Origin of the sequence: Brachybacterium sp. UNK5269, from assembly GCF_049266655.1 — a bacterium.
Lineage (GTDB): Bacteria > Actinomycetota > Actinomycetes > Actinomycetales > Dermabacteraceae > Brachybacterium.
In genome coordinates this window covers 3,396,930-3,413,941 of the sequence record NZ_CP184883.1, presented here as the reverse complement: position 1 = coordinate 3,413,941, position 17,012 = coordinate 3,396,930, and the positions used below count along the sequence as shown (strand labels likewise).

The 17,012-nt window shown below is 71.5% G+C and carries 13 protein-coding genes; 12 read left to right on the top strand and 1 reads right to left on the bottom strand.

All coding sequences use genetic code 11. The features are described from left to right. Nucleotides 1-26: 26 nt before the first annotated feature. Nucleotides 27-1,337, bottom strand: a complete 1,311-nt coding sequence (locus ACOJUI_RS15760; protein WP_422115873.1) for an ABC transporter substrate-binding protein — start codon at nt 1,335-1,337, stop codon at nt 27-29. Between the two features lie 554 nt (nt 1,338-1,891). Here ACOJUI_RS15760 and ACOJUI_RS15755 point away from each other — a divergent pair. The 12 genes from ACOJUI_RS15755 to ACOJUI_RS15700 all read left to right on the top strand — a co-directional run bounded on the left by ACOJUI_RS15755 (nt 1,892) and on the right by ACOJUI_RS15700 (nt 16,840). Beyond that, the gene (locus tag ACOJUI_RS15755) at nt 1,892-3,202 is read left to right on the top strand and encodes an ABC transporter substrate-binding protein (RefSeq protein ID WP_422115872.1); all 1,311 of its coding nucleotides are present in this window, start codon (nt 1,892-1,894) and stop codon (nt 3,200-3,202) included. A gap of 88 nt (nt 3,203-3,290) precedes the next feature. Further along, nucleotides 3,291-4,229, top strand: coding sequence for a carbohydrate ABC transporter permease (locus ACOJUI_RS15750; RefSeq protein WP_422115871.1), 939 nt, complete (start codon nt 3,291-3,293; stop codon nt 4,227-4,229). After that, nucleotides 4,222-5,139 (top strand): carbohydrate ABC transporter permease, encoded by a 918-nt coding sequence (locus tag ACOJUI_RS15745; protein ID WP_422115870.1) that lies wholly within the window; start codon nt 4,222-4,224, stop codon nt 5,137-5,139. Before ACOJUI_RS15750 ends, ACOJUI_RS15745 begins: the two co-directional genes overlap by 8 nt. Before the next feature lie 85 nt (nt 5,140-5,224). Beyond that, nucleotides 5,225-6,589 carry a Gfo/Idh/MocA family protein gene (locus tag ACOJUI_RS15740; protein WP_422115869.1) on the top strand — a complete coding sequence of 455 codons (1,365 nt, stop codon included), beginning with the start codon at nt 5,225-5,227 and terminating at the stop codon, nt 6,587-6,589. Beyond that, nucleotides 6,586-7,758, top strand: a complete 1,173-nt coding sequence (locus tag ACOJUI_RS15735) for a Gfo/Idh/MocA family protein (protein ID WP_422115868.1) — start codon at nt 6,586-6,588, stop codon at nt 7,756-7,758. Before ACOJUI_RS15740 ends, ACOJUI_RS15735 begins: the two co-directional genes overlap by 4 nt. A gap of 43 nt (nt 7,759-7,801) precedes the next feature. Continuing rightward, nucleotides 7,802-10,477 carry a glycosyl hydrolase gene (locus ACOJUI_RS15730; RefSeq protein ID WP_422115867.1) on the top strand — a complete coding sequence of 892 codons (2,676 nt, stop codon included), beginning with the start codon at nt 7,802-7,804 and terminating at the stop codon, nt 10,475-10,477. Nucleotides 10,478-10,645: 168 nt separating this feature from the next. Further along, entirely contained in the window at nt 10,646-11,734 is a 1,089-nt protein-coding gene (locus tag ACOJUI_RS15725) for an ABC transporter permease (RefSeq protein WP_422115866.1), read from the top strand. After that, nucleotides 11,731-12,654 (top strand): ABC transporter permease, encoded by a 924-nt coding sequence (locus ACOJUI_RS15720; protein WP_422115865.1) that lies wholly within the window; start codon nt 11,731-11,733, stop codon nt 12,652-12,654. The genes ACOJUI_RS15725 and ACOJUI_RS15720 overlap by 4 nt, the downstream gene beginning before the upstream one ends. Beyond that, entirely contained in the window at nt 12,654-13,715 is a 1,062-nt protein-coding gene (locus tag ACOJUI_RS15715) for an ABC transporter ATP-binding protein (protein WP_422115864.1), read from the top strand. Before ACOJUI_RS15720 ends, ACOJUI_RS15715 begins: the two co-directional genes overlap by 1 nt. Further along, nucleotides 13,708-14,781 carry an ABC transporter ATP-binding protein gene (locus ACOJUI_RS15710; RefSeq protein ID WP_422115863.1) on the top strand — a complete coding sequence of 358 codons (1,074 nt, stop codon included), beginning with the start codon at nt 13,708-13,710 and terminating at the stop codon, nt 14,779-14,781. Before ACOJUI_RS15715 ends, ACOJUI_RS15710 begins: the two co-directional genes overlap by 8 nt. Next, nucleotides 14,778-15,029 carry a hypothetical protein gene (locus ACOJUI_RS15705; RefSeq protein ID WP_422115862.1) on the top strand — a complete coding sequence of 84 codons (252 nt, stop codon included), beginning with the start codon at nt 14,778-14,780 and terminating at the stop codon, nt 15,027-15,029. Before ACOJUI_RS15710 ends, ACOJUI_RS15705 begins: the two co-directional genes overlap by 4 nt. Beyond that, nucleotides 15,026-16,840 (top strand): ABC transporter substrate-binding protein, encoded by a 1,815-nt coding sequence (locus ACOJUI_RS15700; RefSeq protein ID WP_422115861.1) that lies wholly within the window; start codon nt 15,026-15,028, stop codon nt 16,838-16,840. The genes ACOJUI_RS15705 and ACOJUI_RS15700 overlap by 4 nt, the downstream gene beginning before the upstream one ends. The last annotated feature ends 172 nt before the right edge of the window (nt 16,841-17,012 follow it).

The following is a 17,012-nucleotide window of genomic DNA, read 5'->3' as shown; positions in this document are numbered from 1 at the left end:
GTTCTCCAGGGCTCAGGGGACGGTGGTCACAGCTCGGGCTGCATGCCGGTGAGCAGGGTCAGGAGCTCCTCGGCGACCTCCTCCGGGGGGCGGGTGCCGAACAGGGACTCCTCCCCGAGCCGGGACAGCTCGTCGCTGAAGCCGACGCCGCTGGCGGGGGTGACCAGCGGCGGGCGCACCACCTCGGCCTGCATGTCGCGCGCGAAGTCGAGGGAGACCAGCTCGTTCTCGTCGAGCACCGACTCGATCTCGGTCTGCAGCTCGGGGATCGCGGTGACGCCCCGCTCGATCTTGAGGACCTTGGCGGCCTCGGGGTCGCGCAGCAGGAAGTCCACCAGCGTCGCCGCCGCGGCGGGGTCGGCGCTGGAGGCGGCGATCGACCAGTACATCGAGGCCTTGTTGACCATCTGGTGGTCGCCGCTGGTGCGGGCCGGCAGGCGCAGCAGCCGCAGCGGGGCGCCGGAGGAGGCCTGGAAGGTCTGCACCTGGGTGTGGAACTGGAGGTGGAAGGCGGAGCGGTTGTTGCCGAAGCGCCCCTGCTCGACGCCCGCGGCGAAGTCCTCGATCTGCTCCGAGGGTCCGACCGTGGCGCCGGACTCGACCAGGGAGCGCGCGTACTCGAGGTAGGCGACGATCGTGTCCTGGCTGATCAGCGTTTCGTCCTCGCGCGGGAACAGCTGCTCGCCGCTCTGCCGGGCCCAGGCGCTGAGCTCGGCCATGCTGGTGCCGAAGAAGTCGAAGCCGACCACGTCCTCGCCGGCCTGCTTGCCCCAGTCGCTGACCGCTGTGGTCAGCGCGGCGAAGTCGTCCCAGGTCCAGGTGGTGTCGTCGGGCATCTCGAGCCCGGCCTGCTCGAGGAGGGTCGGGTTCACGCCGACGGAGAAGATGCCGATGCCCAGCGGCGCCCCCACCAGCGTGCCGTCGGCGAGGCGACCGGTCTCGAGCACGGCCGCGTCCATCGCGCTGAGGTCGAGCTGCTCGGCGACGGTCTCGAGGTCCAGCAGCGAGGAGCGGGTGCCGTAGGAGTCGATGTACGCCTCGTCCATCTGCAGCACGTCCGGGGCGTCGCCGCCGGCGAACTGGGTGGCCAGCTTGTCCCAGTAGCCGGTCCACTCGCTGTACTCCGGGGAGACCTCGATCTCCGGATGCGACTGCGTGAACAGGTCGATGGCCTCGCGGGTCATGCCCTCGCGCAGCTCTCCGCCCCACCAGTAGCAGCGGACGGCTCCGCCGCCCTCCTCGCCCGAACTGCTCGAGGCGTTGGGGCCGCAGGCGGCGAGGGCGGGGAGGGCGCCGGCGGCGGCGAGCAGGGCCAGGGTGCTTCGGCGGGTGATCATCATCGATCCTCTCGGGACAGGGGTGGGAAGGGGCCCGGTGACGGGCTCGGCGGGCGGGCGGCGGCGGGGCCACCGGCTTCGGGAGCGGTTCGGGAGCGGTCGGCGCCGACCGTGCGCGGCGGCCGAGGGGGCCGACGCGGCGGCAGCGCGCCGTGGACGCCCTGAGGCGGCGTCTTGAGACGATTCATAAGTGTGGGCGCGGTCACCCTAGACCGCGGGTGGCCGCCGGAGCAAGATGGCCGGCGGGGTCGCCCGGCGCGGGACGTGCGCTCGCCGCCGGGCGGGGAGCGCTGATGTGCAACGTTGAACGAGCCGCGGGATCGGCGGCGCCGAGAGACTTGACATCCATGCCGCCAAGCGCTTTCCTATGGTGAGCCACTTCACGGACGCAGTGCCCGCAGCGGCGGCAGCAGGTCGAGGGCGCAGCAGCGCCTGAAACCGTTCAACGAGTTCCACCAGAAACCGCCTCACGGCGGCACCGCGCCGACCGGACCGGCCACGACGGCCCCCGGACCCGTTCCCCACCCGCGCTCCCCAAGATCAAAGGAGATCTGATGTTCACCCGACGCTCCGCCCTCGCCCTCGGTCTCGCCGTCCCCGGCCTCGCCGGACTCGCCGCCTGCGGCCCCAACGCCTCCGGCGGCTCCGGCTCCGGTGGTGGCGGCGGCGAGGACGGCTCCGCCGCCCTCCGCCTGACCTGGTGGGGCAACCCCACCCGTGACGAGAACACCGAGAAGGTGATCGAGGCCTTCAAGGAGGTCGACGACGCCACCACCATCACCCTCGAGCCGGGGGAGTGGAGCGGCTACTGGGACAAGCTCGCCACCCAGGCCGCCGGCGGCGACATCCCCGACATCATCCAGATGGACGAGAAGTACCTCAGCGAGTACGGCGGGCGCGGCACCCTCCTGGACCTCGCCGAGGCAGGCCTGGACACCAGCGACTTCGCCGAGGGCTCGGTCGAGGTCGGCGAGGTGCCCGAGCACGGCCTGGTCGCGATCAACGCGGGCCTGAACGCGATGACCTTCCTCATCAACCCCACCCTGTTCGAGCAGGCCGGGGTGGAGATCCCCGACGACACCACCTGGACCTGGGACGACCTGATCGACACCGCCGTGAAGATCACCGAGAGCACCGAGGACGGCATCTGGGGCGTGTCCCAGATCGGCCTGATCCAGGCCGCGTTCCAGGTGTGGGTGCGCCAGCAGGGCCAGGACCAGTACAAGGACGGCGGGGTCGGCTTCGACGCCGCCACCGCCACCTCGTTCCTCGAGTTCACCCAGCGGATCGCGGACAGCACCGCCGGCCCCGACGCGAGCGCCTCGGTGGAGGACGCCAACCAGACCCTCGACCAGACCCTGTTCGCCACGGGGAAGCTCGGGATGACGGTGGCCTGGTCCAACCAGGTCGTCGCGCACGACGCCGCCGTCCAGGGCGGCGTCACCGTGCTGCGGCCGCCGTCGGTGACCGGCTCCGCCGCCGATGCGCAGCTCTGGTACAAGGCCTCGATGTACTGGTCGATCTCCAAGTCCACCCAGAACCCGGAGGCGGCCCTGGCCGTCGTCGACTTCCTCGTCAACTCCCCCGAGGCGGGCAAGATCCTCTCGGTCGAGCGGGGCGTGCCCGGCAACCTCAGCGTCCGCGAGGCGGTCGTGCCGGACCTGGACGAGGCCAACCTGATGGCCGTGGACTACCTCGAGGCCATCGAGCCCGAGCTCGGCGACGCCCCCGAGATCACCCCGCAGGGCGGCGGCGAGTTCGAGTCGATCCTCAAGCGGGTCGTCGAGGACATGCTCTTCGGCCGGATCACCCCTGCCGAGGGCGGACAGCGCCTCGTCGACGACCTCGACGCGGCCCTGGTCTGACCACCGCCCCCGCGGCGCCGCCGGCCCCGTCAGCGAGCTCTGCTCGCCGGGCCGGCGGCCCCGGACCAACCATGAAGGGAAGAAGCCTATGAGTGCGGTGGGAGAACTCGCCTCCATCGTGTCCAACCGCAAGAAGGGCGGCGCGAAGGAGAAGCACCCCGACAACAAGCCGGCGATCGTGTTCATGCTGCCCTGGCTGATCGGACTGCTGGGCATCACGCTGATCCCGATGATCGCGTCGTTCGTCCTCGCGTTCACGGATTACAGCCTGCTGGCCCCGCCGGAGTTCGTGGGCCTGGCGAACATCAAGGAGATGATCGCCGACACCCGCCTGCACAACTCGCTCGTGGTCACGTTCATCTACGTGTTCGTGGGCACCCCGCTGCAGCTGATCGCGGCGCTGCTGCTGGCGGTCATCCTGAACCAGGGGATGAAGGGGCTGTCGTTCTACCGCTCGGTGTTCTACCTGCCCTCGCTGCTGGGCGGATCGGTCGCGATCGCGATCCTGTGGCGCCAGATGTTCGGCGCCAACGGCCTGATCAACCAGATCGGCGGGATGCTCGGCTTCGAGAACCTGCCCGGCTGGGTCTCCAACCCCGACACCGCGCTGGGCACGATCATCCTGCTGCACGTGTGGACCTTCGGCTCGCCGATGATCATCTTCCTGGCCGGGCTGCGGCAGATCCCGGAGATGTATTACGAGGCCGCGTCCGTGGACGGTGCCACGAAGTTCGCGCAGTTCTTCCGGATCACGATCCCGCTGCTCACGCCGATCATCTTCTTCAACGTGGTGCTGCAGGTCATCAACGCCTTCCAGTCCTTCACGCAGGCGTTCGTGGTCTCCGGCGGCACGGGCGGTCCGTCGGACTCGACGATGTTCTTCACGCTGTACCTGTACCAGAAGGGCTTCACCCAGTTCGACATGGGGTACGCCTCCGCGATGGCCTGGCTGCTGCTGATCATCGTGGCGATCTTCACCGCCATCAACTTCTTCGTCTCCAAGTTCTGGGTGTTCTACGATGACTGATCTTCAGAGCCGACCGGTCCCTGCCGGGGCCTCCGCCGCGGGCGGGGCCTCCACCGGCCCCATCACCCCCAAGCGGCGCCCGCGACGCCTGGGCCGCCGCGGTCTGCGCCATGCGTTCATGATCGTGGCGAGCGTGGTGATGGTCTATCCGCTGCTGTGGATGGTCGTCTCCTCGCTGCGCCCCAACGAGGAGATCTTCCGCAACCCGAGCCTGTTCCCCATCAGCCTCGACTTCTCGAACTACGCCCGCGGCTGGGAGTCCCTGGCCCAGCCGTTCTCGCACTACCTGATGAACTCGACGCTGCTGGTGCTGGGCTGCGTGATCGGCAACCTCATCGCCTGCTCGCTGACCGCCTATGCCTTCGCGCGGCTGAAGTTCTGGGGCCGCAACATCGCCTTCGCGATCATGCTGATGACCCTGATGCTGCCGATCCACGTGGTGATCGTGCCGCAGTACATCATGTTCTCCCAGACCGGCTGGGTGAACACGATGCTCCCCCTGATCCTGCCGAAGTTCCTGGCCACCGACGCCTTCTTCGTGTTCCTCATGGTGCAGTTCATCCGCGGCATCCCCCGCGAGCTCGACGAGGCCGCGCGCATCGACGGCGCCGGGCACTTCCGGACCTTCTTCCAGGTGATCCTGCCGCTCATGCTGCCGGCGCTGGCGACCACCACGATCTTCACCTTCATGTGGATGTGGAACGACTTCTTCGGCTCCCTCATCTACCTCACCACCCCCGACAACTTCACCGTGCCGCTGGCGCTGAAGTCGTTCCTGGACACCCAGGGCTCCTCCGACTGGGGCGCCATGTTCGCCATGTCGGTGGTCTCCCTGATCCCGCTATTCCTGGTGTTCCTGTTCGGCCAGAGGTTCCTGGTCAAGGGCTTCGCCACCACCGGCATCAAATGAGCCTGCGCGGGGCGGCCGACGGGTCCACCGGACCGTCGGCCGCCCCGCGCCCGTGCCCCCACCCACCGCTCGACCCTGGAGAGTCATGCCCACCCGCTATGCACTGATCGGCACCGGCCACCGCGCCCAGATGTACCTCGACGCGATCGCCGGCCCGCACGCCGCGGACGCCGAGCTGGTCGCGATGCTCGACACCAACCCCGGCCGGCGCGAGTTCCACCGCGACCGCCACGAGGCGTTCGCCGGGGTCGAGCTCGCCGGACCCGAGGACCTCGAGCGGATCATCGCCGAGCACCGCATCCAGCGCGTCATCGTCACCACGCCCGACCGCACGCACGCCGACTTCGTGGTGCGCGCCCTGGAGGCGGGCGCGGACGTGGTGGTCGAGAAGCCGCTGACGATCGACGCGCCGAGCGCCCGCCGCATCGAGGACGCGATCGCCCGCACCGGCGGGAAGGTGCTGGTCACCTTCAACTACCGCTACAGCCCCCGCAACACCGCGCTGAAGCGGATCATCACCTCGGGGGAGATCGGCGAGGTGGTCTCGGTGACCTTCGAATGGGTGCTGGACACCCAGCACGGCGCCGACTACTTCCGGCGCTGGCACCGCGACAAGACCAACAGCGGCGGCCTCTTCGTCCATAAGGCCTCCCACCACTTCGACCTGGTGAACTGGTGGACCGACGCGGTGCCGGAGCGGGTCTACGCCCGCGGGGGCCTGCGCTTCTACGGCCAGGACAACGCGGCCGCCCGCGGGCAGGAGCCGCTGCCCGCCCGCGGCACCCACGACGGCCCCCACGATCCCTTCGAGCTGGACCTGCGCGAGGACGAGCGCCTGAGGGCCCTCTACCTGGACGCCGAGCAGCACGACGGGTACCAGCGCGACCAGTCCGTGTTCGGGCCCGGCATCACCACCGAGGACAACCTCACCGCGATCGTCGACTACACCGGCGGCGTGGTCCTGACCTATGCGCTGAACGCCCACAGCCCGTGGGAGGGCTACCGGGTCGCGGTCAACGGCACCGCGGGCCGCGCCGAGCTCGAGGTGGTCGAGCGGGCCGAGGTGGTGCCCGCGGGCGAGGAGTCCGTCCTGGACCCCAGCGCCGTCGCCGACACCACGGCCGCGGCGGGCGCCCGTCACCGCGGGGAGCGACTGGTCGTGCAGAAGCACTTCGAGGCCGCCCGCGAGGTCGAGATCCCGGCGGGGGAGGGCGGTCACGGGGGCGGTGACGCCCTGCTGCTGAGCGACATCTTCGAGGGGGTCGCCGAGGATCCGCTGGGTCGGACCTCCGACCACATCGACGGGTTCCGGGCGATCGCCGTGGGCATCTGCGGGAACGTGTCGCTGGAGACCGGCCAAGCGGTCGACGTGGACGACTGCCTGGGCGTGGACCTGATCCGCCCGCAGCGCTCGCAGGCGGCGCCGGCCGCCCTCGGAGCTGCCCGGTGACGCGGCCGGTGCGGGTCGCGCTGATCGGGACCCACGGCTTCGGGCAGGTCCACCTGCGCAACCTCGCCCGCCTGGAGCGGGAGGGGAGCGCCCGCCTGGTGGGAGCGGTCGACGTGGCCGAGCCGCCCGCGGAGCTGCGCGCCCTCCACCACCGCTCCCTCGCCGCGCTGCTGGAGACGGTGGCCGACGCGGACCGCCCGGAGATCGTCTCCATCGCGACCCCGATCGACACCCATGTGCCGCTGGCGACCGAGGCGCTGGCCGCCGGGCTCGACGTGTACCTCGAGAAGCCGCCGGTGCCCGCCCTCGATGACCACTGGGGCCTCCTGGCCGCCGCGGAGCGCGCCGGCCGTGCGGTGCAGGTCGGCTTCCAGGCCCGCGGCGGGGCCGGGGTCGACCTGCTGCGCGAGGAGGTCGCCGACGACGCCCTGGGCGGGGTCACCACGGTGCGGGCGCACGGCGCCTGGCGCCGCGACCGCGCCTACTACGCACGCTCCGCCTGGGCGGGGAAGCGGCGGCTGAACGGCCGCCGGGTGGCCGACGGGGTGGCCACCAACCCCCTCGCCCACGCCCTCCACGCCGCGCTCGTGATCGCGGGCATCCAGCAGGTCTCGGACATCGCGCAGGTCACCACCGAGCTGCGCCGCGCCCACGACATCGAGGCCGACGACACCACCTTCCTGCGGATCGACCCCACCGGGAGCGGCCCGGCGGTGGTGTGCGCCCTGACCACCACGGCGCCCGAGCAGCACGCGCCCTGGGTCGAGATCAGCGGACCGGCCGGCGCGCACCGGCTCCTCTACACCGACGACGTCTCCACCCGCACCGGCGCCGACGGCGCCGTCGTCGAGCTGCGGCACCAGCGCCGGGACCTGATGGAGGACCTCATCGCGCACGTGCGCGACCGCAGCCGCCCGCTGATCTCGCCGCTGAGCTCGACCGGGGCCTTCTCGGCCGTGCTGGAGGCGATCCAGTCCGTCCCCGACCCCACCCCGATCGACGGGCAGTCGGTGCAGTGGCGGGGCGAGGGGGAGGCCGCCCATCCGGTGGTCGAGGAGATCGAGCAGGCCCTGGCGGTCGCCCTGGAGACCGGCCGGCCCTTCAGCGAGCTCGGCGTGCGCTGGGCTCGGGCGGACGCGATCCACCGCTGGGCCCCGCCCGGGGCCTGACCTCCCGCGGCCGCCGACCCGTTCCCCGTCCCGGAGGAGCTCCATGAGCACGCACACCGTCCAGCAGGTCCTCAGCGCCCTCGCCGACCCGGACCGGGCCGCCCGGCCGCTGATGCGCTGGTGGTGGTTCGGGCCCGACGTGGACCGCGAGGAGATCGATCGCGAGCTGCACGCGATGACCGCCGCGGGCCTCGGCGGAGCGGAGATCGCGTTCGTGTACCCGCTGCGGGAGGGTGCGCCGCACTACCTGAGCCCCGAGGTGCTCGGCCAGGTGCGCCATGCCGCGCAGCGAGCACGTGAGCTGGGGCTGCGCCTGGACGTGACCCTCGGCAGCGGCTGGTCCTACGGCGGCGCCCACATCGGGCCCGAGCACGCCTCCCGCCGCCTGCGCTGGGAGCGCCGTGACCTCGGCCCTGCGCCGCTGAGCTGGGACCTCACCCCGTCCTGGCCCGGCGACGAGCTCGTCTCGGTGCATCTCGCAGAGGGCCTGCCGCCGTCCGGCTGGACCCGGCTCGAGACCCCGCCCGGGGACGGCAGGGCCCGGCTCGAGATCGCAGCCGGCCGAGGGCCCCGCACCGTGCTCATCGCCTGGTCCGAGGTCACCGGACAGCAGGTCAAGCGCGCCGCCGCCGGCGCCGAGGGACCCGTGCTGGACCACCTGAGCGCAGCAGCGGTCCGCCACCACCTCGACGTGGTCGGCGGTGCGCTCCTCGAGGCGGTGCCCGCGGAGCTGCTCGGGTCCGTGTTCAGCGACAGCCTCGAGGTGTACGAGGCCGGATGGACCGCCGCCCTGCCCGACCACTTCCGGGCGCGACGCGGCTACGACCTGCTGCCCGTGCTGCACCTGCTCGAGGTCGAGGGCCCCGGCGCCGCGCAGCTGCGCGAGGACTTCGGCCGCACCCTCTCCGAGCTGGTCGAGGAGAACTTCGTGGCCGTCTGTACCGACTGGGCGCAGCAGCGCGGCCTGCGCTTCCGCCTGCAGGGGTACGGGCAGCCGCCGATCACCCTGAGCGCCCAGCGCGGCGCCCATCTCATCGAGGGCGAGGGCGCCGGGTGGACGGCGCTGACCCAGTCCCGCTGGGCCTCCTCGGCCGCGCATCTGGACCGCCGCGAGGTCGTCTCGAGCGAGGTCTGGACCTGGGTGCGCTCCCCCTCCTTCCGCGCCGCCCCGCTGGACCTGCTCGGCGAGGCGCATGAGCACCTGCTGCTCGGGATCACCCACCTCGTGGGGCACGGCTGGCCGTACAGCCCGCCCGACGCGCCGGGACTGGGCTGGACCTTCTACGCCGCCGGCGCGCTCGACGACCGCAACGCCTGGTGGCCCGCGATGCCCGCGCTCAGCGCCCACCTCACCCGGCTCTGCGACGCCCTGCGCCGCGGGGACCCGGGGGCGGACGTCGCGCTGTACCTGCCGTACGGGGACGTCCGCGCCGCCCACGGCGCCGGCCACGACCTGTGGCGGGCCTGCCGCGCCCACATCGGCGAGCAGCTCCCCGCGGTGATCCGCCGTGCCGGCTACGACCTCGACCTCGTCGACGACGAGGCGCTGGAGACCCTGGACCCGGCCGCCTATCCGGTGGTCGTGCTGCCCAGGGTCTCCCGCCTGCCCGCGGCGACCGTGGCCTGGCTGGATCGGGTGCGCGAGGCCGGGGGCTCCGTGCTCGCCGTCGACTCCCCGGCGTACCCGGCCGGTGTGCCGGTGGCCATGCCGCCCCCGGCCGTCGACGAGGAGGAGCTGGTCGACCACGCGATGCTGTCGATGGCGGCCGCCGCGGCCGACCTCGCCGACGGCGGCGGCCACAGCCCCCTGCGCACCGCCCTGGCGGAGGTTCTCGTCCCACCCCTGCAGCTGCGCGGTGACGGCGGCGAGGTGGGCGCGGTGCGGCGCCGGCTGGCCGACGGGGACCTGTACCTGCTGGTCAACACGGGGCCCACCCCGCGCGCGGTCGACGTGCGCCTGCGCGCACCCCGCGCCGCACTGGCCGTCCACGACCCCGCCGACGGCGCGACCCGTGCGCTCCCGCCCGGCGGCGGCCGGCTGGATCTGGCCCCGTACCAGGCGCTGCTGCTGGTGGCGGCCGACGAGGTGTCGGCCGCCGGGATGCCGGCCGCCGGGGCGCCGGCCGCCGGGGCGCCGGCCGCCGGGGCGCCGGTCGGTCCCCGCGTCGAGCAGCCGCCGCCGCTCCCGCTCGACGGTCCGTGGCGGGTATCCCGTTCCGGGCAGGAGCCGCGCGAGGTCCACCTGCCGCACCTGGTGCACGGTGAGGACGCCGACCTCCGCCCGGTGCTGCTGGAGACCTCGGTGCGGCTCGACGAGGCCGCCGCCCGCGGTCCGCTGGTGCTCGACCTCGGCGAGGGACGCCCGTTGCCGCCCGACGGCGGGAGCGGGTACCGGGCCCTGCTCGAGCCCCCGGTGCGGGAGATCGCGGTGGTCGAGGTCGACGGGCAGGAGGTGGGCGTCCTGTGGCGGCCGCCGTACCGGATCGACCTCACCGGGCACCTGGGCCCGGGCGTCTCCAGGCTCCGGCTGCGGATCCACGGCACCACCGCCGCGGCCGCCGCGGCCCCGCAGAACGCGGAGGTCGCCGCGGCGCAGGTGGCCGCGGCGCACCGGGCCTACGGGGAGCGGTTCCAGCAGCAGGAGCTGGAGCGGACGCTCGACGGGGTCGCCACCGGCCTGGGGACCGTGCCCGTGCTGCGGCGGAGCCTCGAGGGCTGAGCGCTGCGGTCGCGGAGTCCGCGGCAGGACGGTGGGCGAGTCGGGGAGATTCGTGGTCCCGATCGCGGCTTCGTGACCGATGTTGCTCAAATTGTGACCTAGACTCCCGTAATCGTGCAGTGAGAGACTCGTTACAGTTCGAGCACCGTCGCTCGGCTGAGGAGAACCATGACCGTCGCCGTCGCACCATCCCCCGCTCCGCCCGGATCCCGGCCGCCCGCCACGCTCGGGCACCGGATCTACCACTCGTTCATCCTGCGGCGCCTGCTGCGCTCCGCCTTCGTGATCTGGGTGGTCGCCTCTGGTGTGTTCCTCATGGTGCGCCTGCTGCCGGGCAACCCCGTGGACGTCTACATCAATCAGCAGATCGCCCTGTACGGGAAGAGCTACGAGCAGGCGGCCACCGAGGCGAGCACCTACTTCCGCTTCGACCCGGCGACCCCGATCTGGCGCCAGTACCTCGACTACCTGAGCGGACTGGTGCGCGGTGACCTGGGCACCTCGATCGCGACCCCCGGGGTCACGGTCACCGAGAAGATCGCCCACTACCTGCCGTGGACCCTGTACAGCGTGGGCCTGGCGCTGCTGATCTCGATCACCATCGGCCTGCTGCTGGGGATGATCATGGCCTACCGCCGGGGCGGCATCCTCGACCACGCGGTCTCGGTGATCGGCAGCGGCTTCCACGCGATCCCGAACTACCTGCTGGCGATCCTGATCGTCGTGGTCGGCGCGGTCCAGCTCGGCGTCATCGACTACACCCGGATGCGCGGGAACATGTCCCCCGGAGTGACCCCGGAGTTCTCGCTGCGCTTCCTCTCGGACATCGGCTACCACGCGACGCTGCCGATGGTCACGTACATCCTGACCACCTTCGGGACCTGGGCGCTGATCATGAAGGCCTCGACCACCCAGGTGCTGGGGGAGGACTACGTGACCGTCGCGAAGGCGCGCGGCCTGCGGGAGTCCCGCATCCAGACCAACTACGTGGGCCGCAACGCGCTGCTGCCGCTGATCGCGCAGATCGCCACCCAGGCGGGGTTCATCGTCGGCGGCGCGATCTTCGTCGAGCAGACCTTCTCCTACGAGGGCGTCGGGCTGCTGCTGTTCGAGTCGATCAACGCCCGCGACTATCCGATGATCCAGGGCGTGCTGCTGGTGGTGACCGTGACCGTGGTGCTCGCGAACCTCGCCGCCGACCTGATCAACGCCGCCCTCGACCCCCGGATCCGACTCGGCGAAGGAGGCGCGGCATGAGCGCCGAAGCACCGCCCCTGCCCGCCGGCACCGGTCTGCCGGCTCCGGCGACCGGCAAGGCCGCCGGGGTCAGCCCGCTGCGCCGACTCTTCAGCGAGCTGACCCGCAGCACCTCCGGGTTCGTCGGCCTCTGCCTGGTCCTGGCGATCGTGGTCATCTCCGTGGCCGGGCCGCTGGTGCTCGGCACGCAGGTGGTCGGCGACCCCTCCCGCGCCTGGGAAGGCCCCAGCGCCCAGCACTGGCTGGGCCTCGAGGGCAGCGGCAAGGACACCCTGCACCTGCTGGTGATCGGAGGCCGGACCGTGCTGATGGTCGGGTTCCTGGCGGCGACCATCACCACCGTGATCGCGGTGGCCATCGGCGCGCTGGCCGGCTACTTCGGGGGCCGCTTCGACGCCCTGATGCTGCAGCTGACCGACATCGTCATGACCGTCCCGCAGATCGTCCTGCTGGCCGTCGTCGGCGCCTTCTACAAGCTGGACTCGCCCCTGCTGCTGGGCGTGATCATCGGCGTGCTGACCTGGCCGGTGCTGATGCGCTCGATCCGGGCCCAGGTGCTCTCGCTCAAGGAGCGCGAGTTCGTCGAGGCGGCGCAGCTGCTGGACGTGGGCTGGGTGCGCATCGTGTTCGGGGAGATCGTCCCCAACATGGCCAGCTACATCCTCATCAACTTCATCATCGCCGTCACCAACGCGATCTACGCGATGGTCGGCCTGTACCTGCTGGGTCTGGCCCCGCAGAGCGGCGTGAACTGGGGAATCATGATCAACGACGCCTGGACCAAGGGGGCGATGTTCAACCCGGACGCGATGCCGTACATCGTCGCCCCGGTGACGATGATCGTCCTGCTGCAGCTGGGGCTGATCCTGCTGACGCGCACCCTCGAAGAGATCCTGAACCCCCGACTGAGGGACCGCTGATGCCTCCGACGACGCCCACGAACCACGACGCCCCGGTCCTCTCGGTCAAGGACCTCGAGGTCGCCTACCGCACCGGCAAGGACACCCGGGTGCGCGCACTGCGCGGGGTGAACTTCGACCTCTACCCCGAGACCTCGCTGGCCCTGGTCGGCGAGTCGGGATGCGGGAAGACCACCCTGGGCCTGGCGCTGCTGCGGCTGCTGCCGACCCTCGGGGAGATCACCGGCGGCTCCGTCCTGTACACCGGCCAGGACGGGGTGAGCCGGGACGTGACCGCCATGCGGGCGGGGCAGCTGCGACGCTGGCGGTGGTCCGAGGCGGCCATGGTGTTCCAGGGTGCGCAGAACGCCTTCAACCCGGTCCTCACCATCGGCCAGCAGATGGCCGACACCCTCGTCGACCATGCACCGGGCCGGATCGCCCGGCGCGAGATCCTCGAGCGCTCGGCCGAGGCCCTGCGCTCGGTGCGGCTCGAACCGCGGCGGGTGCTCGGCAGCTACCCGCACGAGCTCTCCGGGGGGATGAAGCAGCGGGCGCTGATCGCGACGGGCCTGCTGCTGCACCCGCGCCTGCTGGTGCTGGACGAGCCGACCACCGCGCTGGACATCCTCACCCAGCGCACCGTGATCGACCTGCTCGCCGAGCTGCGGGCCGAGTACAAGTTCGCGATGATCTTCATCTCCCACGATCTGGCGCTCGCGGCGGAGCTCGCCGACCGGGTGATCACGATGTACGCCGGGAAGGTCATCGAGACCGGCTCCACCCACGACATCTTCTCGACCCCCAAGCATCCCTACACCTCCAAGCTCATCAACGCGGTCCCGCCCGTCACCGGGGACCTGCCCGAGCTCGCCTCCATCCCCGGAGCCCCGCCGTCGCTGGCGACCCTGCCGCCCGGCTGCGCCTTCGCACCGCGCTGCGAGTTCGCCACCGCGGAGTGCCTGGAGGCGGAGCCCGAGCTGATCCCCCTCACCAGGCGCCCGGCCGACATGACGCATGCGGCGGCCTGCATCCACCACGACCAGGTCCACCATGAACGGAAGGTGATCGCGCGTGCTTGAGACCTCGGCCGACCCCGCGCCCCAGTCCTCCCCGCCCGTCCCGCTGATCGAGCTCGATCACGCCTCCCAGGTGTTCCACGTCAAGGGCAAGGACCTGCCCGCCGTCTCCGACGTCTCGCTGAGCGTCGGCGCGGGGGAGGTGCTCTGCCTGGTCGGCGAGTCCGGCAGCGGGAAGACCACCACCGCCCGGCTGGCCGCGGGGCTGGCCTCCCCCACCTCGGGTGCGGTCCGCTTCGAGGGCCAGGACCTCGCCGAGATGAGCCGCGCCGAGCGCCACGCCTATCGGCGTGCCGTGCAGTACATCCACCAGGACCCCTACGCCTCGCTGAACCCGATCCGCTCCGTGCGCAGCACGCTGGCGATCCCGCTGCGCAAGCACGGCCTCGCCCACGGCGCGGCCGAGGTCGACGAGCGCGTGGACGAGCTGCTGACCACGGTCGACCTGGTGCCGCCGGCGAGCTACCGCGAGAAGTTCCCCCATCAGCTCTCCGGCGGTCAGCGCCAGCGGGTGGCGGTCGCACGCGGGCTGACCCTCTCCCCGCGGCTGCTGATCGCCGACGAGTCCACCTCGATGCTGGACGTGTCCATCCGGGTCAGCCTGCTGAACATGCTGACCAGGCTGCGCACCCAGGACGGCGTGGCCTTCATCTACATCACCCACGACCTCGCGCTGGCGAAGTACTTCGCGTGGGAGGGGCGCACGGCGGTGATGTACCTCGGCAAGATCGTCGAGTCCGGCCCGACGCCGCAGGTCATCAACAACCCGCAGCACCCGTACACGAAGGCGCTGCTGGAGGCCGTGCCGGAGCCCGACCCCGAGCTGACCCGGCAGAAGCGGGCCGGCGCAGGACTGATCAGCGCGGAGATCCCGAGCCTGGCGGACCTGCCGAGCGGATGCACGTTCCATCCGCGCTGCCCGCTCGCCGAGGACCGCTGCCGGGAGATCATCCCGGTGCTGCGGACGGCCCCGGCCGCGCCCGCCCAGGACGTCGCCTGCACCGTGCTCACCGACCCCCGGCCGAGGACCTCGGCCGGCACCGCAGCGGGAGCAGGCGAGCTCCCGTGATCGACGTGGCCACCAGGGCGCTGCTGTCCCTCGGCTGCTTCGTGGGGGTGGGATCGGCCCTCATGCTCCCCGGCACCGTCGCCGGGTCGGCCGAACGGATCGTGAGCATCTTCGCGCTCCTGCTCGGCCTCGGGATCGTCGTCGGCTGCGTGGTCGTGCGACGGCTCAGTATCCGACGTCGGCATCGCGACGCTGCGATGACCGACCTCATCGACGACCCGGTCGTCACTACCAAGGAGAACTCATGAGCATGACCTGGAGCCGGCGCGACGTCCTGCGGGCCGTCGGGCTCACCACCGCTGCAGGCGCCGGACTCGCCGCCTGCAGCCCCGCCGAGCCGGAGGGCGGCGGTGGCGGAGCGGGCGGCAGCAGCACCTTCCACGGCGCCTGGCCGTACATGGCACCGCCCGAGGGGCACTTCAACTTCGGCGGACAGCCCTACTCGGGCGTGCCGACGGCCACCATCGGCGACGGGATCTACCGGGACCTGCTGATCCCCCCGTCGGCGCTGTGGCTGTGGGCGGAGCAGGAGTGGGAGTACCTGATCGCGGAGTCGCACACCCTCGATGCCGCCGCCAAGACCCTCACCGTGACGATCAAGCCGGATCTGACCTGGAGCGACGGATCGGCGCTGACCTCGCAGGACTACCTGACCACCTTCTACGTGCAGTTCATCCAGCGCTCCCCGGCCTGGGACTTCATCACGGGCCTGGAGGCGCCGGACGACACCACCGTGGTGGTGAGCTTCGAGAACCCGCCGGCGGTGCTCGAGCGCTACGTGCTCAAGAGCAACGTCCTCTCCACCGCGCAGTACGGGGAGTGGGCCGACCGCGCCCAGGCGATCGTCGAGGCCGGCGGCACCATGGACGACGGGGACGGCGCGGCGCTCGGCACCGAGTTCCAGGCCTTCAAGCCCGAGAACGTCATCGTCTCCGGTCCGTACGACTTCGACTACGACACCATCACCAACACCCAGCTCACGATGGTGCGCAACGAGAGCGGCTACGGCGCCGACAAGGTCACCTTCGACTCGGTGGTGCTCTACAACGGGGAGACCACCGAGATCACCTCGCTCGTGCAGTCCGCGGACGTCGACTACGCGACCCACGGCTTCGCCCCGGCCTCCGAGGATCCCTTCGAGGGCGCGGGGTACACGATCCTGCGACCCCCGGTGTACTCGGGACCCGCCCTCTACCTCAACCAGGACCGGTTCCCGGAGTTCGCCGACGTGCGCACCCGGAAGGCCTTCGCGCACATCATCGATCGCGCGGTCAACGGGCAGATCTCGCTCGCCGAGTCCGGCAAGGCGGTGGTCAACATGGTCGGCTTCTCGGACAACTTCGTGGACCAGTGGCTGACCGACGACGTCAAGGGCAAGCTCGACCCGTACGAGCTGGACCTCGACAAGGCCGCCTCCCTCCTCGAGGAGGCGGGATGGACGAAGGACGGCGAGACCTGGATGACCCCGCAGGGCAGCGCCGCCGCCTACGAGATCCAGTTCCCGCAGACCTTCGCCGACTGGTCCGCCTCGGGCAAGGACGTCGCCGAGCAGCTGACGGCGTTCGGGATCGCGGTCACCGCTCGCGGCCTCGACGACAAGCAGGCCCCGATCGACATCGACAAGGGCGACTTCGAGATGGCGATCCAGGCCTGGGGCTCCTCGGCCCATCCCCATCCGCACTTCTCGTTCGTCCAGGACCTCTTCCTGCACAACATCCCGATCGCCAAGAACCAGGGCGGCAAGGGCTACGGCTTCCCGCTGCAGGACGTCGAGACCTCCGCCGGGACCGTGGATCTCGAGGCACTGGTGGCGCAGTCCGGGGAGGGCCTCGACGTCGAGGAGCAGAAGGCGAACGTCTCCACGGTGGCGCTGGCCTTCAACGAGCTGCTCCCGATCATCCCGATCTTCGAGCGGTACGGGAACAACCCCGCCCTCGAGGGCGTCCGCGTGCAGGGCTTCCCGACCGCGGACGACCCGGTGCTGGAGAACGCACCGTACGCGGACAACTTCGTGGTGCTGAAGATGTTCCGCGGGGAGATCTCCCCGGTCGAGGGCTGAGTCGGCGGGGGCCGGGGGTGTGGCGACGCGCCCCCGGCCCCCGCACCGCGCCCGGCGCACCCCTGTGCCCCGCGTCCGGGGCACCTCGTGCCCGCGCCCGGCGGACCCCTTGCCCGGCGGACCCCGTGCCCGGTGACCGAGGAGTTATGAGCGGCCGGCTTCCATTTCTGGA